Below are 20700 nucleotides of genomic sequence, written 5' to 3'. Positions count from 1 at the left end.
CAGCATGTCCGTCGACACCGCCACCGTCCGCCATATCGCGAAGCTCGCCCGCATCGCCGTCAGCGATGCCGAGGTCGAGGCGCTCGCGCCCGAACTCTCCAACATCCTTGGCTGGGTCGAGCAACTGGGCGAGGTCGACGTGAGCGGCATCGAGCCGATGACCGCGGTCATCCCCAACCAGCTTCGCCTGCGCGAGGACGTGGTGACCGACGGCGGCATCCGCGACGCGGTGCTGGCCAATGCGCCGGTCGCCGAGCATGGCTTCTTCGCCGTGCCGAAGGTGATCGAATGACCCGCGTCACCGGCGTCTCGTCCATTTCTCCGACCACCATCTCGCCGCGTGACGAGGCTCCGGTGGCGAGCCCGGCGCGGGCCGCGAAGCCGCGCGCCGATGAGAAGAACAAGAAGGATAGCCCCAGATTGGCCAGCCTGAAGAATGATTGGGGGCGGGCGTGACCGCGCTTACCGATCTCGGCATCGCGGCGCTCCGCGACGGCGTCAAGGACGGCGCGTTCAGCGCCCGCGAGGTCGCTACGGCGTTCAATGCGTCGGTCGAGAAGGGCCGCGCCCTCAACGCCTTCATCGTCGAGACGCCGGACCTGGCACTCGCCGCCGCCGATGCCGCCGACGCGGCGCGCGCGTCCGGCGACCTGAAGCCGCTTTCGGGCGTGCCACTCGGCATCAAGGACCTGTTCTGCACGAAGGGCGTGCAGACGACTGCGGCCAGTCGCATCCTGGAAGGCTTCGAACCGGTCTACGAGTCCACGGTCAGCGGCAAGCTGTTCGCCGCCGGCGCGGGGATGCTCGGCAAGCTCAACATGGACGAATTCGCGATGGGCTCGTCGAACGAGACCAGTGGCTTCGGCAACGTCATCTCGCCCTGGCGGCGCAGCGACGGCGGCAATGCCGCGCTGGCGCCGGGCGGCAGCTCGGGCGGTTCCTCGACGGCGGTCTCCGCGCGGCTCTGTCCGGGCGCGACCGGCACGGACACAGGCGGCTCGATCCGCCAGCCGGCCGCCTTCACCGGCATTTCGGGGATCAAGCCGACCTACGGCCGCTGCTCGCGCTTCGGCATCGTCGCTTTCGCCAGCTCGCTCGATCAGGCCGGGCCGATGGCGCGCGACGTCAGGGACTGCGCGATCCTGCTGGAGGCGATGGCGGGCTTCGACGTCAGGGATTCGACGTCGCTCGACCTGCCGGTGCCGAAGTGGGAGGCCGGCCTCAGCGCCGACCTCAAGGGCAAGCGGGTCGGCATCCCGAAGGAATATCGCATCGACGGCGTGCCGGCCGAGATCGACGCGGTGTGGGAGCAGGGCATCGCCTGGCTTCGCGACGCCGGCGCCGAGATCGTCGAGGTCTCGCTGCCGCACACGAAATACGCGCTGCCGACCTACTACATCATCGCGCCGGCCGAGGCCTCGTCTAACCTCGCCCGCTATGACGGCGTGCGCTACGGCCTCAGGGTCGCGCCGGAGCAGGGCAGCCTCGCCGACATGTACGAGGCGACCCGTGCCGCCGGTTTCGGTGCCGAGGTGAAGCGGCGCATCATGATCGGCACCTACGTGCTCTCGGCCGGCTTCTACGACGCCTATTTCAACCAGGCGCAGAAGGTCCGCGCCCTGATCGCACGCGACTTCGAGCGGGCCTGGGCGAGTTGCGACCTGCTGCTGACGCCGACCGCGCCGAGCGCCGCCTTTGGCCTCGGCGAGAAGAGCGACGATCCGATCGCCATGTATCTGAACGACGTGTTCGCGGTTCCGGCCAGCCTCGCCGGCCTTCCCGCCATGTCGGTGCCCGCCGGCCTCGACGGCCAGGGCCTGCCGCTCGGCCTGCAGATCATCTCGCGGGCGCTGGACGAGCAGACCGTCCTCAACGCCGGCCTCGCCATCGAGCAGCGCGCCGGCTTCACCCATCGGCCGGAGGCGTGGTGGTAGTCATGGCCAGCGTTCCCCCCGAACCGCCCGCCCGCCTGCGTCCGCTCCCGCTGCTGATCTTCAGCTCGCGCTGGCTGCAGCTGCCGCTCTATGTCGGCCTGATCGTCGCGCAGTGCGTCTACGTGTTCCTGTTCATCAAGGAACTGGTTCATCTCGTCACGCACGCCTGGGAGTTCACCGAGCAGCAGATCATGCTGGTCGTGCTCGGCCTGATCGACGTGGTGATGATCTCCAACCTGCTGGTGATGGTGATCGTCGGCGGCTACGAGACATTCGTCTCGCGCCTCGGCCTGCAGGGACATCCCGACCAGCCGGAATGGCTGAGCCACGTCAACGCCGGAATCCTCAAGGTGAAGCTGGCAATGGCGATCATCGGCATCTCCTCCATCCATCTGCTCCGCACCTTCATCGAGGCGGGCGCGATCGGCATTCCGACGAGCCGCGTGACCGAAACCGCAGTGATGTGGCAGACGATCATCCACATGGCGTTCATTCTCTCGGCGATCGGCATCGCCTGGGTGGACCGGATGACGCAGGCCAGGAACTGACATGAGCGACTATCGCATCCAGGGCGCCACCGGCGAGTGGGAGGTCGTGATCGGCCTCGAGGTCCATGCGCAGGTCGTCTCCGAGGCCAAGCTCTTCTCCGGCGCGGCCACCGCATTCGGCGCCGAGCCGAACACGCAAGTGAGCCTGGTCGACGCCGCCATGCCCGGCATGCTGCCGACCCCGAACGTCGAGTGCATCCGCCAGGCGGTGCGCACCGGCCTCGCGATCGACGCGAAGATCAACCAATGGTCGCGCTTCGACCGGAAGAACTATTTCTACGCGGACCTGCCGCAGGGCTACCAGATCAGCCAGCTTTATCATCCGCTGGTCGGCGAGGGGCAGATCACGGTCGATCTCCCAGGAGAAAACGGCGCCGGCGCGACCAAGACGATCGGCATCGAGCGCATCCATGTCGAGCAGGACGCCGGCAAGCTGATGCACGATCAGCATCCGAGCTTCTCCTATGTCGATCTGAACCGATCCGGTGTCGCGCTGATGGAGATTGTCTCCAGGCCGGATATGCGCTCGCCGGAGGAGGCGGGCGCCTATGTCCGCAAGCTGCGCGCGATCCTGCGCTATGTCGGCTCGTGCGACGGCAATATGGAGCAGGGCTCGATGCGCGCCGACGTGAACGTCAGCGTCCGCAAGCCGGGCGAGGCGTTCGGCACCCGCACGGAGACCAAGAACGTCAATTCGGTCCGCTTCATCATGGCGGTGATCGAGCATGAGGCGCGCCGCCAGGTCGAGGTCATCGAGGATGGCGGCGTGGTCGTCCAGGAGACCCGCCTCTATGATCCCGACCGCAACGAGACACGCTCGCTGCGCTCCAAGGAGGATGCGCACGATTATCGTTACTTCCCGGATCCGGACCTGCTGCCGCTGGAGCTTTCCGACGCCTTCGTGGAGGACTGCCGCGCCAGCCTTCCCGAGCTGCCCGACGCCAAGCGGTCCCGCTACGAGGGAGAGCTGGGCCTCAGCGCCTACAATGCCGACGTGCTGACCGCCGAGGTCGAGACGGCGCGCTGGTTCGAGGCGTTGCTGGCGGCCGGGAAGGGCGATGCCGCCTTCGCCCAGCGCGCGTCCAACTGGGTCATCTCCGACCTGTTCGGGGCGCTCAACAAGCTCGGCAAGGGCATCGAGGACAGCCCGGTCACACCCGCGCAGGCGTCGTCATTGCTTGGCCTCGTCGCAGATGGCACGCTCTCCGGCACCCTCGCCAAGCAGGTGTTCGAGATCATGCTCGAGACCGGCGAGGATCCCGACAAGATCGTCGAGGAGCGCGGTCTCAAGCAGACGTCGGACACCGGCGCGATCGAGGCGGTGATCGCCGAGATCATGGCCGCCAATGCGGACAAGGTCGCCGAATATCGCGCCGGCAAGGACAAGCTCTTCGGCTTCTTCGTCGGCCAGACGATGAAGGCGATGGCCGGCAAGGCCAATCCGGGCGTGGTCAACGAGCTGCTGAAGAAGGCGCTCGGCTAACGGAGTTCCGAACTGACGGTAGTTCCGTTACAAGAACCGTCGTGTTGCACAGTGTGATTGCCCGGTTCTCTGGCTGGTTGTCGCTGGCTTATCTCCTCGTCCTCGCTGCGCCTCACCCTTGGGGCGCCATTGCGGGCGGCGACCGGGCGCTCTTTTCGGTGCCTTGATCGGCGCGCCCTGGATCGCGGCTCCAGCAATCGCCATCGCAGCTTTTGTCCGGGCCTCGCCGACACGGCTTGGAGCGCTTCTCTTTCTGGTATTCGAGTTCGCGCTGATCCTGTGGACCGCCTGGTTCACATATGGCGTCTATGCCTATGGCAACTCGACCGCATCGATCGGCTTCCTGTTTCTCCCAATACTGCAATGGGGTGCGGTTCTCGTCGCATTCCTAATCGCCTTGGCGCTCGGCTGGCGGATGCGTCCGGACTTCATGAAGGATTGATCGCGATCCGACCCGGCTGACCACCCCCGAAATTTCCTGCTGCGGGTTTCCTGGGGCCGCGCCGTCTAGAGGGCAGGTTCCGGTTTCCCACCCCCCACACCGGAACCGCTCACCGAGACCCCTGTCGCGGGGAAGGGCGGAGCAGCCTTTCCCGCACGGGGCGCCGCGGCCCGCGCACCGGCGCTTGTGGGGACGGAAGCGTGTGGTGGTCCCTCCGCTGCGCGCACCGTCCTGCCGCCGCGGGCCGCGGCGATCGGGAGCATGACGATCGTTTCAGGAGTAGATTGATGAAAATCCGATATCTCGCCGCCCTGCTGGCGGCGACGGCGGCTGTCCCGGCCTTCGCCCAGGACGGCAATTTTTCCGGCGTGCGCGGCGAGGTCCGGGTCGGCTGGGACAGCGCCGGCGTCGACGCGACCTTCCCCGATCCCGACGATGCGGACGAAACGCTGTCGGTCGACAATGACGACGATGCGATCGCCTATGGTGCGGAGATCGGCTACGATCTGCAGCTCGGCGACAATTTCGTGATCGGCGCCTATGGCGGTCTCGATTTCTCGCAGGCGGAGCTGTGCGGCGAGGTGCTGGGCGACGATCTCGGCTGCGTCGAGACCGGCCGCAACCTGACCGCCGGCCTGCGCGCCGGATTCGTGCTCGGCGAAAGCGTGCTCGTCTACGCCAAGGGCGGCTATTCCAACGGGCGTCTGCGCTTCGACTATGACGGCGATGTCGAGGATGACGACAACGATCTCGTCGCCTTCAACCGCAACCGCGGCGGCTATCATCTCGGCGGCGGGTTCGAGGTCGCGCTCAACCCGAATCTCTACGTGAAGGCCGAATATGTCTATACGGACTATGGCAGCTTCGATTACGCGTTCGGCGACGAGGACGATCCGCTGACCGCGCGAATCGGGGCAAATCGGCATCAGGCGTTGGCCGGGATCGGCTTTCGCTTCTAGGGTTGGGGGGCGGCGGCCATGCCGGTGGCCGCTCCAACAGGGGAGAGGGAGGTCCGCCCCCCGGGCCTCCCTCTTTCGCATCCGGGAACCGGCCTCCTGCGCCAACTGTTTGCTCTCCCAACACTTTTTCTATGGGAGAGCGACATGCCCGACTCACGCGACATTGAAGCCAGATTCTGGAGCGCGCTGGAAGACGACAAGACCGTCATGCTCGGCCTCGCCGGTCGCAGCGACGGCCACGCCCAGCCGATGACCGCCCTGCTCGACGAAGGCGAGTCGCGCGCGATCTGGTTCTTCACTGCCAAGGACGTCGATCTGGTCCGCGCGCTCGGGGCGGGCGGCGCGGCCGTGCTCCAGTTCGCCTCCAAGGGGCATGATCTCTTCGCGTCGGTCGAAGGGCGGCTCAGTCCGAGCGACGACCGCGGGGCGGTCGATCGCCTCTGGAACAGCTTCGTCGCCGCCTGGTTCGAGGGCGGCAAGGACGATCCCAAGCTGCAGCTGCTGCGCTTCGATCCGGCGGGCGCCCAGATCTGGCTCAACGAGAACAGCCTGTTCGCCGGCGTGAAGCTGCTGCTCGGGGCCGATCCCAAGAAGGACTATCGGGACAAGGTCGCCGAAGTCGATCTCGCCTGACGCTGGACAGGCTCGGCCAAGCCGCTAATGTGAGCGCTAACATGACGGGCGCCGGAGCCGCCCGCCGGGGAGGCGATGCGGATGGCGAGACGGATCCGGGGCTTGCGCTGGTGGATCATCGCGATCGTGATGCTCGGCACGATCGTCAACTATCTCACCCGCAGCACGCTCGCCGTCGCCGCGCCGACGCTGATGGCCGATCTTGCGATCGACGAGCGGCAATATAGCTGGATCACCGCCGCCTTTCAGGCCGGGATCATGCTGCAGCCGGTGGTCGGCTACATCCTCGACGTAATCGGCCTGCGCGTCGGCCTCGCCTTGTTCGCGACCGGCTGGGGCGTGTTCACCGTCGCCCACGGCTTCGCGACCAACTGGCAATGGCTGGCGGCGGCACGCGGCCTGCTCGGCTTTTCGGAAGGGACCTCGCACACCGGCGGGCTCAAGGTCGTCTCCGAATGGTTCCCGGCGCGCGAGCGCGGCTTTGCCGGCGGCATCTACAATCTCGGCGCCTCGGCCGGATCGGCGCTGGCGGCGCCGCTGGTCGCCTTCGCGATCCTGATGTGGAACTGGCGCGCCGCCTTCTTCATCGCGGGCGCGCTGGCGTTCGTCTGGGTGCTGCTGTGGCTGACCTTCTACCAGCCGCCGGAGCGCCACCGCCGCGTCAGCGAGGCGGAGCGCGACCATATCTTCCTGGGCCAGGAGGCACACATCCAGGCGACCGAGGCCCGCCCGCCGGTTCTCTCCTTGCTGCGTCGGCGCAATTTCTGGGGCATCGCGCTGCCCCGCTTCCTCGCCGACCCGACGTGGGGGACGCTGACCTTCTGGATGCCACTTTATCTCGTCACCGTGCGCGGCTTCGATCTCGCCGAGATCGCGCTGTTCGCCTTCCTGCCCTTCGTCGCGGCCGACCTCGGCTGCCTGTTCGGACCGGCACTGGTGCTTTGGCTGGAGCGGCGCGGGATATCCCTCGTCGACGCGCGGCGCTGGACGTTTACCTTCGGCGCGCTCCTGATGACCGGGATGATGTTCGTCGGCACGGTCGAGAGCGCCTATTTGGCCGTGGCCTTGCTCTGCCTCGGCGGCTTCGCCCACCAGACCCTGTCGGTCACCTGCATCACCATGGCGAGCGACCTCTTCCGCAAGAACGAGCTGGGCACGGTCGCCGGCATGGCCGGGACGCTCGCCAATCTCGGCGTGCTGATCTTCTCGCTGCTGATCGGCGGGCTGGTCGCCTCGATCGGCTACGCGCCGTTCTTCATCGCCCTGGGACTGCTCGATCTGATCGCCGCCGTGCTGCTCTGGACCCTCGTGAAGGCGCCGGATCCCGCATGATCCGCAATCCCATCCTGCCCGGCTTCAATCCGGACCCGTCGATCTGCCGGGTGGGCGAGGATTATTACATCGCCACCTCGACCTTCGAATGGTTTCCCGGCGTCCAGATCCACCACAGCCGCGACCTTGAGAATTGGAGCCTTCTAACCCGGCCGCTCCGCCGCAAAAGCCAGCTCGACCTGCGCGGCGATCCGGACAGCTGCGGCGTCTGGGCGCCCTGCCTCAGCCATGACGGCGAGAGGTTCCACCTCGTCTACACCGACGCGAAGCGCTACGGCCGCACCACGGTCGGCGGCGCCTCGGGCGCCTCCCTACGCGACTTCCACAATTATCTCGTCACCGCCGAGACGATCGACGGCGACTGGTCGGACCCCGTTCCTCTCAACAGCTCCGGATTCGATCCGTCGCTCTTCCACGACGAAGACGGCCGCAAATGGCTGGTCAACATGCTCTGGGATCACCGTCCCGGCCGCAACCGCTTCGCCGGCATCGTCCTCCACGAATATTCGCCCGAGGCCGGGGCGCTGGTCGGCACGCGCAAGCTCATCTTCGAAGGCACCCCGCTCGGCCTCACCGAGGCGCCGCATCTCTATCGCCGCGACGGCTGGTATTATCTGATCACTGCCGAGGGCGGCACCGGCTGGAACCATGCGGTGACCATGGCGCGCAGCCGCGACATCGCCGGCCCTTATGAGCTTCATCCCGACATGTATGTCCTGAGCAGCCGCGACCGTCCCGACGTGCCGCTCCAACGCGCCGGCCATGCCGACCTGATCGAGACGCCGCAGGGCGAGACCTGGATGGTCTATCTCTGCGGCCGCCCTCTGCCCAATCGCGGCCGCTGCGTGCTCGGCCGCGAGACCGCGATCCAGCAGATGCGCTGGGGCGAGGACGGCTGGCTGTATACGCTGGATGGGGAAGGTATTCCCGTGGTCGAAGTCGAGACGGAGCCGTCCGTGTCCATCCGCTACGACTTCGACGATCCCGAATTGCCGATCGACTTCCAGTGGCTGCGCACGCCCGAACCCGGGGCAATCTTCAGCCTTTCCGCCCGGCCAGGCCATCTGCGGCTCTACGGCCGCGAGACGATCGGGAGCCTGTTCTCCCAGGCGCTGGTCGCCCGGCGCCAGCAAGCCTTCTGCTGTTCCGCCGCCTGCGCGATGGACTTCGACCCCGTTCACTTCCAGCAGGCCGCCGGCCTCGTCTGCTACTATAACGGCGCCAAGTTCCACTATCTCCACGTCTCCAATGACGAGGACATCGGCCGCCACGTCCGCGTCATGTCGGTGCTGCCGGATTCGCCACAGGCCGACGCCTTCACCGCACCGATCCCGATTCCGCCGGGCCGGATCGAGCTGCGCGTCGAGGTCGATTACGAGCGACTGCGCTTCGCGTTCCGTGTCGAAGGGCAGGGTGGCTGGACCTGGCTTCCTGAACGGTTCGACGCCTCGATCCTCTCCGATGAGGCAACTGTGCCCGGCGCGCCCAATTTCACCGGCGCGTTCGTCGGCATGGCCTGCCAGGACATGGCCGGCACCGGCGCTCCGGCCGACTTCGACTGGTTCGATTATCGCGAGCGCGCCTACCGGGCGGAACCGGCCGCGGACTGAAACGTCCTCGCTCCGTAACGATTCCCCGCCAAGGTCTCCCGATGCGCCTCCAGATCGACGTCGCTCTCGACTATCATTTTCCCGAGGCCGCCGACGTGCTGCTGGCGGTCGAGGTCGCACCTTTGCCCGACCAGACCCTGATCGGGGACCTGCTGACCGTGGCCGGTGCCGGACCGCTGCGGCCGATCGCCGGTGAGGACGGGATCGGTCAGCGCACCTGGCTGCGCGCCGAGGGCGCAGTGCGCGCCGCCTATCGCGCCACGGTCGACATCGAGCGCCCGTCGATCCCGCTCGACCGGCTGGGAATCGTGCCCCTGAAGGAGCTCCCGGCCGAGGTCGTGCCCTATATCTGGCCGAGTCGCTATTGCGAGGCGGACCGGTTCGAAAGCTTCGTCGAGCGGCGCTTCGGGCACATCGACGGGGGCGCCAGGATCGACGCGATGGCGGACTGGATCCGCACCGAGCTGGACTATGTGCCGGGCTCCAGCGACGTGCGCACCACCGCGTCGGATGCGTTCGTCGCCCGCCGCGGCGTCTGCCGGGACTATGCCCATCTGCTGGCCAGCTTCGCCCGGGCGGCAGGCGTGCCGGCGCGGCTGGTCGGCGCCTACGCCTGGCAGCTCGATCCCCCCGATTTCCATGCGCTGGTCGAAGTGTGGCTGGACGACGGCTGGCACCTCGTCGACGCAACCGGCCGCGCCCCGATCGAGGGCATCGCCCGCATCGGCATCGGCCGCGACGCCACCGACATCGCGTTCATGACCATTTTCGGGACGGCGGTGATGAACAGCCAGAGCGTGGCGGTGAATCGGATTGTCGAGAATTCTTGAGCGACCCGCCCCGCTAAGGGTGAAAAGCAGACCCGTACATCGTAACGCCCGCAGGGGTCGAAAACAGACTTCAGCCACCTTCAAAGCAATCGCATCTGCGCGCCTTCCGGTGGTGCGAACAGATCGGTGCGGAGCGGGCGGCGCTTGAGGTTCAGACCGTGCTTGCGCACCGCACGGTCGAAGCGGGTGCGGAGAAGTTCGGCCCAAGGGCCTTGGCCGCGCATCCGGCTGAAGAAATCGGGGTCGTTGTCGCGGCCGCCGCGGATCTCGCGAATGATCGCCATCACCTTGCCGGCGCGGTCGGGATAATGTTCGTCGAGCCAGGCGCGGAACAAAGGCGCGACCTCGTACGGCAGGCGGACGGGGAGGTAGAACACGCCGATCGCGCCGGCCTCGGCCGCCGCTTCGACGAGATGCTCCAGCTCATGGTCGGTGATGCCGGGCACGACCGGGGCGATCGAAACATAGGCGGGGACGCCGGCCGCGGCGAGCGCCTTCACCGCCGCGAGCCGCTTGCGCGGCGCCGGGGCGCGGGGCTCGAGCGTTCGGGCGATGTCGGACGTCAGCGAGGTGATCGAGAGCGCCACGCCGATGAGGTGCCGCCGGGCCATGTCGGCGATCAGATCGAGGTCCGCCAGCACCCGGTCCGACTTGGTGGTGATCGTCGCCGGATGGTTGGTCTCGGACAGGACCTCGAGTATCGAACGGGTGATCCGCCATTTGCCCTCGATCGGCTGATAGGGATCGGTGTTCGTCCCCAGCGCGATCGGCCGGACCTGATAGCCGCGCTTGCCGAGCTCGGCGCGCAGCAGTTTCGCTGCGTCGGGCTTGGCGAACAGGCGGCTTTCGAAGTCGAGGCCGGGAGAGAGATCGTGGAAGGCGTGGGTCGGCCGGGCGAAGCAGTAGATGCAGCCATGCTCGCAGCCGCGATAGGGATTGATCGAGCGGTCGAAGCCGACGTCGGGCGACTGGTTGCGGGTGATGATCGTGCGCGGATGCTCGACCGTGACCGTGGTGCGGAGCGGCGGCGCCTCGCCGTCGAGGGTCTCCCGGTCGTCCAGCCAGTCGCCGTCGGCCTCGCGCTGGGGCAGGTTGAAGCGGTCCGGGGTGCGGTTTTCGGGCGCACCCCGGCCGGGACGCGCGTCGGGCCGGGGCATAGCGAAACTCTAGGCCCGCGATGGGAACATATCAAGAACATTTGATGCAATGCAGATACAAAAATCGCTCATCCTGAGTAGCCGGTGAGCTTGTCGAACCATGAGCAGGTCGGATTGTCCCCCGGACAATCCTGAAACATGCGGGACATGTTTCACCTGCTCATTATCGAAGGACGCGCTGACTCTTCGATGGGTCCTTCGATACGGGCCTTCGACTTCGCTCAGTCCCTACTCAGGATGAGCGGTAAAGGTGGTTTGGAGCCTATTCCGGCTCCACCTGCGTCGTGGCGCCGCCGCCGGCCTGGGGCGAGGGGGAGGTCATCGCGGTCCGGGTCTGCGGACGCGGGGCGATGCGCACGGCGGTGGCGCCGCGCATGCCGGGGAAGCGCGGCCACAGGCCCTGGACAAACGCGCGGCGGCTGGTGCTGCGGTCGGCGCTCTGCTCCTCGTAGATCCAGTAGTTCCTGAGCACGATCGGGACGTAGCCGCGGGTTTCCCAGTACGGAATCGTCTCGATCGCGAGGAGCGGATCGCTCTGGTCGAAGCGGCTGTTCCAGAGGCCCACCGGCTGCGGGCCGGCATTGTAGGAGGCGATCACGCGGGGCAGGAGACCGCCGGTCTCGGGCCGGTCACGCAGATATTCGAGATAGGTCTGGCCATATTCCATGTTGATGCTCGGCACGTTGAGCTGCGTCGCGGTCACGCTGCCGCCGTTCAGCCGCGCCATATGGGCGCCGGTGCCCGGCCGGACCTGCATCAGGCCGCGGGCGCCTGCGGAGCTGACGGCCTCGGGGCGGAAGTTCGATTCCTGGAGGGCATGGGCGAAGGCGAGGGCGGGGTCGACGCGCCAGCCCTGCTGGGGTCGCCAGGACGGCGACGGATAACGATCGTGGGTCGCGGTGCGGGTGCCGCGCGGGCCGTTATGGGCGAGCCACATCTGGCAGCTGGTGAGGTTGAGGCGGGCGGCGAGATGCAGCAGCGCCTCGTGCCGGCTGGAGCCGCCGATCCGGGCCTGATGGCGGATCAGGCCGTCGGCGAGCTCGGTTTCGCCGAGCTCGGCCAGCGCGACCGCGGCGCGGATGTTGCGCTCGTTCGAAATGCTGCGCCATTCCTCGGCGCTCAGCGCGTCGAGCGCGGCAGGAGCGTGGCGGACGCCGAGCGCGCTCTGGGCGAGCAGGCCGTAGAAGGTCTCGCCCTGCCGCGCCGCCGCCTGGAGCCGGGCCTGCACGCGCTCCGGATGGCCGCAGGCAGTGTCGGCACGGGCGGCCCAGTAGTGGCCGGCGGAGGACAGTTCGATGTCGCCGGAGCGCGCCGCGACATTGCCGAAATAGGCAGCGGCGGCCGCGCAATCCCGCATGCGCCAGGAGGCGAGGCCGGCGACCCAGTCGGCATGGGTCGCCCATTCGGTCGGGCCGGTGCGCGCCATGTCGGCCAGGCGCCGCGCGTCGCGGTCATAGCCGTTCAGGTAGAAGACCCAAGCGATACGCTGCTGGAAGGCGGTGCGCGCCTCGGGGCTGAGCTCCGCGCTGCGTTCGTTGAACACGCTCTCCGCGGCGAATGGCTGGTCCTCGACGAGCAGGGGGTTGATCCGCGGCTCCAGCGCGTCGGCGACGGCGTCGCCCCGGATCGCGCGCGGGCGCTGACGGCGCGGCTGGCCGGCAAGGCCGGCGAGGCGTTGCGCCTGCGGGATTTCGGGAAAGGAGGTCGCGCCGCGCGTCGCGGCAAGGCGAGCGAGGTCCGCCGCCTGCGGCAGGTCCGGCGCGCGTTCGAGCAGCCGCATCAGCGGCTCCAGTTCGACGCGGGGCGAGCCGGGCGCTGTGTAGAGCATCGCGGTTGCGACGTCGTTGAGTGGCCCCTCGCGCATTGCGGCGAGCCGGGCCGAGGCCGAGGACCAGTTGGAGGCACGCAGGTCCGCGAATACCGCCTGCCAAGCCTCGCGCTCGGAGCCGTTGAGCTGGGCCGGGACGTCGAAGGCGCGCGCTGGGCCGGCGGGCGTCGGCGCGGCGTCGTGGGCCATTGCGGGCATGGCCAGGGCGGCGAGGCCGGCGGCCAGCGCGATCCGGGTCAGCTTGCTCATGCCGTCAATCCTTCCATCAGCATCTGGAGATCTTCCCAGGCGATCTTCTTGAGGCTCGGCCGCTGCTCGAGCTTTTCCGGCCGAATGGTTGCCAGCGCCTTAACCGGCCCGGCGGGAGTCGACAGGTCGTGCCAGCGGCCCCGCGAGGCGGCGACCGCACCGCCGAGCAACGCCTTGGCGCAGGCATCGCCGAACAGCAGCACCGCTTTGGGCTTCACCAGCGCGATATGGTGCCGCGCGAGTTCGGCGAGCTGCTTCTCCTGCGCCGCGTCGAGCCGGCCGGTCGGCGTGCGGACCGGCGAGAGCGGGGCGAGGTAGATCGTCTCGCGGCCGAGCGGTGGCGTCATCGCCGCCAGCATCCGCTCGAACAGGGCACCCGGCGCGCCGGAGATGAGGTGGCCGGCTGCCACATCCTGCGGCCCCGGCATGTCGACCAGCACCATCAAACCCGCAGCGGGATCGCCGGCCGGGCCGAGACGGGGCGCGGCGGGTGCGCCGAGCGGCAGGCGCGCGCCATCGACGAACCAGGCGCGGAAGCCCTCAAGATCATCGGGAAGCGCCGGAGCCGGGGGCGGCCCGGGCACGGCGGCCGGTTCGGCCGCTTTCGGCGCCAGCCAGTTGCGCGGCGCCTCGTCGACGAGCGTGTCCACACCCGCATCGGACCACCAGGAAAGGGCGCTTGCCGCCCGGCTCGAGGACATGCCTCGTGAAACCCCCACCGTGAAAACCGCAGGTATAGAGTCAGTCCCCGCCGGGCTGGTCAATCGGAAACGCCCCGTTTATCTGCGAGATGTTGGCTGCTTGCGACGAGGGGAGTCCGGATGAGCGAACGGGAGTCGATGCCCTATGACGTGGTGATCGTCGGCGCGGGTCCGGCGGGTCTCGCCGCGGCCATCCGGCTGAAGCAGCTCGCCAATGAGGCAGGACGTGAGCTTTCCGTCTGCATCCTCGAAAAGGGCTCCGAGGTCGGCGCCCACATCCTGTCCGGCGCGGTGGTCGATCCGATCGCGCTCGACGAACTGCTGTCGGACTGGCGCGATCTCGACAGTCCGCTCACCGTGCCTGTCACCAAAAACGAGCATTGGGTGCTGACCGGGACGGGCAAATGGGGCTTCCCGCACGTCCTGATGCCGCCCTTCATGTCGAACAAGGGTACGTACACGCTGAGCCTCGGCAACCTCTGCCGCTGGCTGGCGGGGCAGGCCGAGGCGCTCGGCGTCGAGATCTTCCCCGGCTTCGCCGCTGCCGAGGTGCTGTTCAACGACGACGGATCGGTGAAGGGCGTCGCGACCGGCGACATGGGCGTCGCGCGCGACGGCACCCACAAGCCCGACTACCAGCCCGGTATGGAACTGCACGGCCGCTACACCTTCTTCGCCGAAGGCGCGCGCGGCCATCTCACCAAGGAATTGAAGCGGATCTTCGAGCTGGAGCGGGACTGCGAGCCCCAGGTCTACGGCATCGGCCTCAAGGAGCTGTGGGACATCGATCCGGCCAAGCATGAGCCCGGCCGGGTCATTCACACCCAGGGCTGGCCGCTCTCCGACGCCTGGGGCGGCGGCTTCCTCTACCATCAGGCCAACAATCAGGTGGCGCTCGGGTTCGTCGTCGCGCTCGACTACAAGAACCCCTATCTCTCGCCCTTCGACGAGTTCCAGCGCTGGAAGCAGCATCCGTCGATCCGCCAGTTCCTCGAAGGCGGCCGCCGCGTCTCTTATGGCGCGCGCGCGATCAACGAGGGCGGCTGGCAGTCGGTGCCGACGCTGGCCTTCCCGGGCGGCGCGCTGATCGGCTGCACGGCGGGCTTCGTGAACGTGCCGCGGATCAAGGGCAGCCACACGGCGATGAAATCCGGCATGCTCGCCGCCGAATCCGCCTTCGCGGCGATCCAAGCGGAGCGGGGCAGCGACGTTCTGGCCGACTATGAGCCGAACCTGCGCGCGAGCTGGATCGCGACGGAGCTCAACAAGGTACGCAACGTCGAGCCATTGGTCGCGAAATGGGGCGGCACGATCGGCACGATGCTCGCCGGCATCGACATGTGGATGCGCCAGCTCCGCATCGGCCTGCCGTTCACGATGAAGCACCATCCCGACAGCACAACGCTCTGGCGCAAGGACCTTGTGCAGCCGATCGCCTACCCCAAGCCGGACGGCGTGATCAGCTTCGACAAGCTTTCCTCGGTCTTCCTCTCCAACACCAATCACGAGGAGGACCAGCCGATCCACCTGACGCTGAAGGATCCCGCGATCCCGGTCGAGGTGAACCTGGCCCGATATGCCGGCCCGGAGCGGCTTTACTGTCCCGCCGGCGTCTACGAGTTCGTCGAGGAGGGTGGTTCACCGCGCCTTCAGATCAACGCGCAGAACTGTGTCCACTGCAAGACATGCGACATCAAGGACCCGACCCAGAACATCAACTGGGTGGTTCCCGAAGGCGGAGGAGGCCCCAATTACCCCAATATGTAAGCCGGGTGCCCGCGCCGCGCTCGCCATCGCGCTCCTCACCGCCGCCACATCTGCGCAGGCGCGGGTCGAGTCCCGCTCGCCGCTCGTCGCCTACGCCCAGGCGCGCACGGCCGCCTCGGCCGGCGCCACCGAGCAGGCCAGCGCCGATTTCACCGCCGCCCTCGCCGCGGCGCCGGACAACGAGCTGGTCGCCGGCCAGGCGCTCGGCCATGCCGTCACGGCGGGCGACTGGCCGCTCGCGCTGCGTGCCGCCCGGGTTCTGGAGGCGAAGGGCGCGCTGCTCCCCGACGTGCGTTTCCTCCTCCTCGGCGATGCCTTCCGCAACCGCGACTGGCGGGCGGCGCAGGTCCAGATCGACGCGATCGAGCGCGACCGGCTGTTCGCCTTCGCGACGCCGGTGCTGCGCGCCTGGCTCGCTTATGGATCCCGCCGCGGCGATCCGATCACCGAGCTCGGCCGGGCCACCGAGGGGCCGGCCGCCGGCTATGCCGCCGAGCATCGGCCGCTGATCCTCCTGGCCCAAGGGCGCCGCGAAGGCGTCGATGAACTGGGTCGGGTCGCCCAGAGCGCGGGCCCCCGCGGGCCACGCCTGCGCATCGCCGGCGCCGCCGCGATCGCCCGCCGTGACCGGGAGGCGGCGCTCACCCTGCTGCAGGGTGATGCGCCCTCGATCCGCATCGCCCGCGAGCGTATCGCGCAGCGGCAGGAGCTGCCGGGCGCGATCGACTCCCCGGCCGCCGGGATGGGCGAGTTTCTCGTCCGCCTGTCGATCGATCTCAATTCCAACGAGCTGGCCTCCGTCTCGGCCACGTTGGCGCGGCTCGCCACCTGGCTGGCGCCAGAGAACAGCGAGACCTGGATGGTCGCCGCCGAACTCGCCGCGCGACAGGATCGGCACGACGCCGCAATCGCCATGCTCGCCAATGTGCCAGCGGGCGATCCGTTCGCCGCGGTGGCGCGCGACCAGCGCATCCGCCTCCTCGTCGACGGCGACGACAAGACCGAGGCGCTGCGGGAGGCCGAGGCCGCCGCGGCATTGCAGACGGCCGGTGCCGCCGATCAGGTCCGCCTCGGCGAGGTGCTGATGTCGCTCGATCGTCCGGCCGACGCCGCCGGCGCGTTCGCCCGCGCCATCGCGGTTCGCGACGACGCGACCAGCAACTATCCCGAATGGACTTTGTGGCTGATGCGCGGCGGCGCCCATGACGAGGCCGGGCAGTGGCCGGAGGCGCGCGCCGCCCTCGAACGCGCCTACAGCCTCGCGCCGGACCAGCCGCTGGTGCTCAACTATCTCGGTTATGCCCAGCTCTCTCGGCGCGAGAACATGCTGGAGGCCGAGCGGCTGATCCGCGAAGCGCATCGGCGCGCACCGGACAATGCAGCGATCACCGACTCGCTGGGCTGGGCGCTGTTCCTGAAGGGCGAGCGGGCCGAGGGGATCACCCTGCTCGAGCAGGCGGTGCAGGGTGCCCCGGCCGATACCGAGATCAACGAGCATCTCGGCGACGCCTATTACACCGTCGGTCGGCGGGCCGAGGCGCGCTACGCCTGGCGCGCCGCCCGGGTCTATGCCGAGGGCGACGACGCCACCCGTCTCGACGCCAAGATCACTCAGGGCATGACGCCGGAACTGGCGGCGCGGTGAGCATCGCCGGGGCCGGCGCCGGAGTCCGCTAGCCGGTGCAGGAAACCGCCTACGCCAAGGTCAATCTCGCTCTCCACGTCCGTGCGCGGGAGCCGGACGGCTATCACCGCATCGAAACGGTTTTCGCCTTCGCCGAGGAGGGCGACGCGCTCGGCGTCGCGGCGGCCGAGAGCCTCTCGCTGACGGTCATCGGTCCCTTCGCCGATGCGCTGGCCGGCGAGGGAGACAATCTCGTGCTCCGCGCCGCTCGCGCGCTGGCAGAGCATTGTGACGTCCGCACCGGGGCTGCGATCACGCTCGACAAGCGCCTCCCGATCGCCTCGGGGATCGGCGGCGGCTCGGCCGACGCGGCGACGACGCTCAGGCTCCTGCGCCGCTTCTGGACGCTGGACGTCGACGATGCCGCCCTTCACACGATCGCGGCGAAGCTTGGCGCCGACGTTCCGGCCTGCCTCCACAGCCGCACCATGTTCGGGCGGGGCAGGGGCGATATCCTGGAGCCGCTCGACCTCAGCGGCCTCGCCGGCACGCCCCTCCTGCTCGTCAATCCACGGGTTCCGGTCTCCACCGCCGCCGTCTTCCGCGCCTGGGACGGCATCGACCGCGGCCCGCTTGCCGGCTGGGAAGAGGGCCGCAACGACCTCGAACCGCCCGCACGGATGCTCGTGCCCGAGATCGATGCGGTGTTGCAGGCATTGTCGAAGGCTCGAGTCGCCCGGATGTCCGGATCGGGCGCGACCTGTTTCGGCCTGTTCGACTGCACCGGCTTGCGCGACGCGTGCGCTGCGGAAATCGCGCATCGCCAGCAGGGCTGGTGGATGCTGCCGACTCGTATCAGATGACCCGCGAGTCCCGGTCCGGAACAGCCGGAGACGCCGGTTAACCATCAAGTCCCGCAGGATTCCGTCGTGGCACGGCCCTTGCTCGGGATGTGGGAACGAGTCGAGGCGCGCTCTGCCGCGCCGACATTCGCCCGCGGTCCCCGCCTCCACCGGACGGGCGCCGCGGCCCCCTCATGGCCGGGGCGCCCCCACGGCGACCCGGCCTTTTTTGTGCGCGACAAAGCCCGGCCGGCGCGGCAACAAGGCCGCGATGTTCGAGCTCGAGATCGCCGACGGACTCGCCCGCCTGATCCTCGACCGGCCCGCGCGGCGCAACGCCATTCCGGCCGTCGAGTGGGAGAGGCTCGCGGCGCGGATCGATGAGGCGAAGGATGCCCGGACGCTGGTCGTGGCCGGCGCGGGCGGCGCGTTCTGCGCCGGCGCGGACCTGGCCGACTTTCCGATGGCGCCGGATGCGGCGGCGCGCTTCCGCCGGGCGATGCGCAGCGCACTCGATCGGCTGCAGAGCCTTGCCATCCCGACCATCGCATGGGTCGATGGCGCCTGCTACGGCGCCGGGGTCGCGCTCGCCATGGCTTGCGACCTGAGACTCGCCACCGCGGTCGCGCAATTCGCAATCACGCCGGCGAAGATCGGCATCTCCTATCCGCAGGAGGACGTGCACCGCCTGGTCGAGCTCGTCGGCCCCGGACAGGCGGCGCGCCTGCTCTACACGGCCGGCAGCATCGATGCGGCCAAGGCGCGGCGGATCGGGCTGGTCGATTGCGTCGTGTCCGCCGAGGAGGCGGAGGGGACGATCGCCTCGATCCTCGCCAACGCGGACGACAGCCTTGCCACGCTGAAGCATGCAATCCGCCTGGCCGTGCGCGGCGTACGGGAGGATGCGGCACAGGACGAACGCTTCGATGCTTTGCTCGGCGGGGCGGAGCTGGCGCGACGGCTCGAAGCCCGGCGGCGGACATGATAGGGGTGCGCGCATGCGGATGAGCCCGGTTCTTCTCCTCGCCTTGACGGCCTGCGGCGTGCAGGAATCCGCCGGCAGTTCCGAGACCGCCGCCGCCGTGGAAGACGATGGTCGGATCGAATGCCGGATCGGCGGCGCGGCGCAGTTCGAGCGCTTCTGCACGGTCGAGCGCGATGGCGCCGATCTCACGGTGCGCAAGCCGGATGGCGGCTTCCGGCGCCTGCGGATCGTCGGCGACGGCCGCGGCGTCGAGGCGGCGGACGGCGCCGAAGGGGCGGTGGTCACCTTGCTTTCCGATCGGCGGATCGAGGTCGCGATCGGCGGCGACGCTTTCCGCCTGCCGGCCACGGTCCAGTCGAGATGACCGGACGCATCGTCCTGACGGCGGCCGAGATGCGCGCGGCCGAGGAGGCCGCGATCACGGCCGGCACGCCGGTCGGAACGCTGATGGAGCGCGCCGGGATCGGCGCCGCGGAAGCGATCTGGCGCTATGCCGGCCCGGCGCCGGCGCTCGTCCTGTGCGGGCCCGGCAACAATGGCGGCGACGGCTATGTCGTCGCCCGGGAGCTGGCGGCGCGCGGCGTTCCGGTCCGCGTCGCCGCGACCGGCGAGCCGAAAAGCGATGCGGCCCGGGCCGCCCGGGCTAGCTGGGATGGCCCGGTGGAGGACATTGCAGACACCAGATCTGCGCCACTGCTGATCGACGCCTTGTTCGGGACCGGCCTCGGACGTCCGCTCGACTCCGCCCTGTCGGAACGAGTGTGCGATCTTGCCGGAAAGGCGCGCATCCGTGCTGCCATCGACCTGCCGAGCGGCGTCGCCACCGACGACGGCGCCATCCTCTCGCCGGTTCCGGACTTTGATCTCACCGTCACCTTCCAGACCCTGAAGCCGTCGCACCTTTTGCAGCCCGCCGCCCGCCATATGGGCCGGATCGTCGTGGCCGACATCGGCATCGCGGCGGAAAGCCGGTTGAGCGAGATCGTTCGCCCACACCTCGAGACGCCCGGCCCCGACGCTAACAAATTCTCGCGCGGCCTCGTCACCGTGATCGCCGGCGGCATGGCCGGTGCCAGCGCACTTGCGGCGGCCGCTGCGATGAAGGCCGGTGCCGGCGCGGTGCGGCTCCAGGCGCGGACCTTCGTCGCCGGCGTTCCGGCCGCGATCATCCAGACACCGGGCGATCCGCTCGCCCGCCTCGACGACAGCCGGATCGGCGCGCTGCTGCTCGGCCCCGGCATGATCGCGGACGCGGAAGGCAGGGAATTGCTCGAGGCCGTGCTTGCCTCCGGCCACCCGCTCGTCCTCGACGCCGGGGCGCTGCGGCTCGTGGCCGAGCGCGGGGCCGGCGACCTGAAGGATCTCGATCGGGCGGCGATCCTGACCCCGCACGAGGGGGAGTTCGGCGATCTCTTCCCCGATGGCGCCGGAGGCAGCAAGGTCGAGCGTGCCCGTGCCGCCGCGTCCGCGAGCGGCGCCGTCATCGTCTACAAGGGGCCGGACACGGTCATCGCCGCGCCGGATGGCCGCGCCGCCATCCTCGCCGTCGGGGCGCACTGGCTGGCCAGCGCCGGCACGGGCGATGTTCTCGCCGGCACCATCGCCGCATGTCGTGCCGCAGGACGCGATGCGTTCGAGGCGGCCTGCGCCGGTGTCTGGCTTCATGCCCGCGCGGCGGAGCTGGCCGGTCCGGCGCTGATCGCCGACGATCTCGTTACCCATCTGCCGGCCGCGCTGATCGACTGCCTGTGAGCGGCGGCGCCGAAATCGTCCGCC

20 protein-coding genes are annotated in these 20700 nt (G+C 68.9%); 17 read left to right on the top strand and 3 right to left on the bottom strand.

All coding sequences use genetic code 11. The features are described from left to right. Window positions 1-4 precede the first annotated feature (4 nt). From gatC to RCO27_RS03315, 11 genes are all read left to right on the top strand, one after another. A complete protein-coding gene (gatC, locus tag RCO27_RS03365) occupies window positions 5-292 on the top strand; it encodes an Asp-tRNA(Asn)/Glu-tRNA(Gln) amidotransferase subunit GatC (RefSeq protein ID WP_309001226.1) in 288 nt (95 codons plus the stop codon). Further along, entirely contained in the window at window positions 289-456 is a 168-nt protein-coding gene (locus RCO27_RS03360; RefSeq protein ID WP_309001225.1) for a hypothetical protein, read from the top strand. Before gatC ends, RCO27_RS03360 begins: the two co-directional genes overlap by 4 nt. Continuing rightward, a complete protein-coding gene (gene gatA / locus RCO27_RS03355) occupies window positions 453-1934 on the top strand; it encodes an Asp-tRNA(Asn)/Glu-tRNA(Gln) amidotransferase subunit GatA (protein WP_309001224.1) in 1482 nt (493 codons plus the stop codon). Before RCO27_RS03360 ends, gatA begins: the two co-directional genes overlap by 4 nt. 2 nt (window positions 1935-1936) lie before the next feature. Next, window positions 1937-2482, top strand: a complete 546-nt coding sequence (locus RCO27_RS03350; RefSeq protein ID WP_309001223.1) for a TIGR00645 family protein — start codon at window positions 1937-1939, stop codon at window positions 2480-2482. Window position 2483: 1 nt separating this feature from the next. After that, complete coding sequence (gatB, locus tag RCO27_RS03345; RefSeq protein ID WP_309001222.1) at window positions 2484-3965, top strand: Asp-tRNA(Asn)/Glu-tRNA(Gln) amidotransferase subunit GatB; 1482 nt, start codon at window positions 2484-2486, stop codon at window positions 3963-3965. A gap of 163 nt (window positions 3966-4128) precedes the next feature. Next, window positions 4129-4407: a hypothetical protein gene (locus RCO27_RS03340; RefSeq protein WP_309001221.1), complete on the top strand. Its 279-nt coding sequence runs from the start codon at window positions 4129-4131 to the stop codon at window positions 4405-4407. A 287-nt stretch (window positions 4408-4694) separates the two neighbouring features. Further along, complete coding sequence (locus tag RCO27_RS03335) at window positions 4695-5366, top strand: outer membrane beta-barrel protein (RefSeq protein WP_309001220.1); 672 nt, start codon at window positions 4695-4697, stop codon at window positions 5364-5366. A gap of 144 nt (window positions 5367-5510) precedes the next feature. Further along, window positions 5511-5999 carry a pyridoxamine 5'-phosphate oxidase family protein gene (locus RCO27_RS03330; RefSeq protein ID WP_309001219.1) on the top strand — a complete coding sequence of 163 codons (489 nt, stop codon included), beginning with the start codon at window positions 5511-5513 and terminating at the stop codon, window positions 5997-5999. 81 nt (window positions 6000-6080) lie between these two features. Next, window positions 6081-7331 (top strand): MFS transporter, encoded by a 1251-nt coding sequence (locus tag RCO27_RS03325; protein ID WP_309001218.1) that lies wholly within the window; start codon window positions 6081-6083, stop codon window positions 7329-7331. Continuing rightward, complete coding sequence (locus RCO27_RS03320; protein WP_309001217.1) at window positions 7328-8941, top strand: glycoside hydrolase family 43 protein; 1614 nt, start codon at window positions 7328-7330, stop codon at window positions 8939-8941. Before RCO27_RS03325 ends, RCO27_RS03320 begins: the two co-directional genes overlap by 4 nt. 41 nt (window positions 8942-8982) lie before the next feature. Then, window positions 8983-9771 (top strand): transglutaminase family protein, encoded by a 789-nt coding sequence (locus RCO27_RS03315; protein ID WP_309001216.1) that lies wholly within the window; start codon window positions 8983-8985, stop codon window positions 9769-9771. 80 nt (window positions 9772-9851) lie between these two features. Here the strand turns inward: RCO27_RS03315 and RCO27_RS03310 are convergent, their stop codons facing one another. The 3 genes from RCO27_RS03310 to RCO27_RS03300 all read right to left on the bottom strand — a co-directional run bounded on the left by RCO27_RS03310 (window position 9852) and on the right by RCO27_RS03300 (window position 13706). After that, on the bottom strand, window positions 9852-10928 hold the full coding sequence (locus RCO27_RS03310; protein WP_309001215.1) for a PA0069 family radical SAM protein: 1077 nt from the start codon (window positions 10926-10928) through the stop codon (window positions 9852-9854). A 262-nt stretch (window positions 10929-11190) separates the two neighbouring features. After that, complete coding sequence (locus RCO27_RS03305; RefSeq protein ID WP_309001214.1) at window positions 11191-13005, bottom strand: lytic transglycosylase domain-containing protein; 1815 nt, start codon at window positions 13003-13005, stop codon at window positions 11191-11193. Beyond that, entirely contained in the window at window positions 13002-13706 is a 705-nt protein-coding gene (locus RCO27_RS03300) for a uracil-DNA glycosylase family protein (protein WP_309001213.1), read from the bottom strand. Before RCO27_RS03300 ends, RCO27_RS03305 begins: the two co-directional genes overlap by 4 nt. A 120-nt stretch (window positions 13707-13826) precedes the next feature. Here RCO27_RS03300 and RCO27_RS03295 point away from each other — a divergent pair, with 120 nt between their 5' ends. The 6 genes from RCO27_RS03295 (at window position 13827) to RCO27_RS03270 (ending at window position 20676) form a co-directional block, all read left to right on the top strand. Next, window positions 13827-15473, top strand: coding sequence for an electron transfer flavoprotein-ubiquinone oxidoreductase (locus tag RCO27_RS03295; protein WP_309001212.1), 1647 nt, complete (start codon window positions 13827-13829; stop codon window positions 15471-15473). Beyond that, complete coding sequence (locus tag RCO27_RS03290) at window positions 15376-17118, top strand: tetratricopeptide repeat protein (RefSeq protein WP_309001211.1); 1743 nt, start codon at window positions 15376-15378, stop codon at window positions 17116-17118. The genes RCO27_RS03295 and RCO27_RS03290 overlap by 98 nt, the downstream gene beginning before the upstream one ends. Before the next feature lie 35 nt (window positions 17119-17153). Next, window positions 17154-17960, top strand: a complete 807-nt coding sequence (locus tag RCO27_RS03285; protein WP_309001210.1) for a 4-(cytidine 5'-diphospho)-2-C-methyl-D-erythritol kinase — start codon at window positions 17154-17156, stop codon at window positions 17958-17960. A 250-nt stretch (window positions 17961-18210) separates the two neighbouring features. Beyond that, window positions 18211-18924 carry an enoyl-CoA hydratase/isomerase family protein gene (locus tag RCO27_RS03280; RefSeq protein WP_309001209.1) on the top strand — a complete coding sequence of 238 codons (714 nt, stop codon included), beginning with the start codon at window positions 18211-18213 and terminating at the stop codon, window positions 18922-18924. Between the two features lie 19 nt (window positions 18925-18943). Continuing rightward, entirely contained in the window at window positions 18944-19288 is a 345-nt protein-coding gene (locus tag RCO27_RS03275) for a hypothetical protein (RefSeq protein WP_309001208.1), read from the top strand. Further along, window positions 19285-20676, top strand: a complete 1392-nt coding sequence (locus RCO27_RS03270; RefSeq protein WP_309001207.1) for an NAD(P)H-hydrate dehydratase — start codon at window positions 19285-19287, stop codon at window positions 20674-20676. The genes RCO27_RS03275 and RCO27_RS03270 overlap by 4 nt, the downstream gene beginning before the upstream one ends. The last annotated feature ends 24 nt before the right edge of the window (window positions 20677-20700 follow it).

The sequence above is a fragment of the Sphingosinicella sp. LHD-64 genome (assembly GCF_031157375.1).
Taxonomy (GTDB): Bacteria; Pseudomonadota; Alphaproteobacteria; order Sphingomonadales; family Sphingomonadaceae; genus Allosphingosinicella.
The sequence above is the reverse complement of the archived record's forward strand: the minus strand, read 5'-3'. Positions and strand labels throughout refer to the sequence as shown.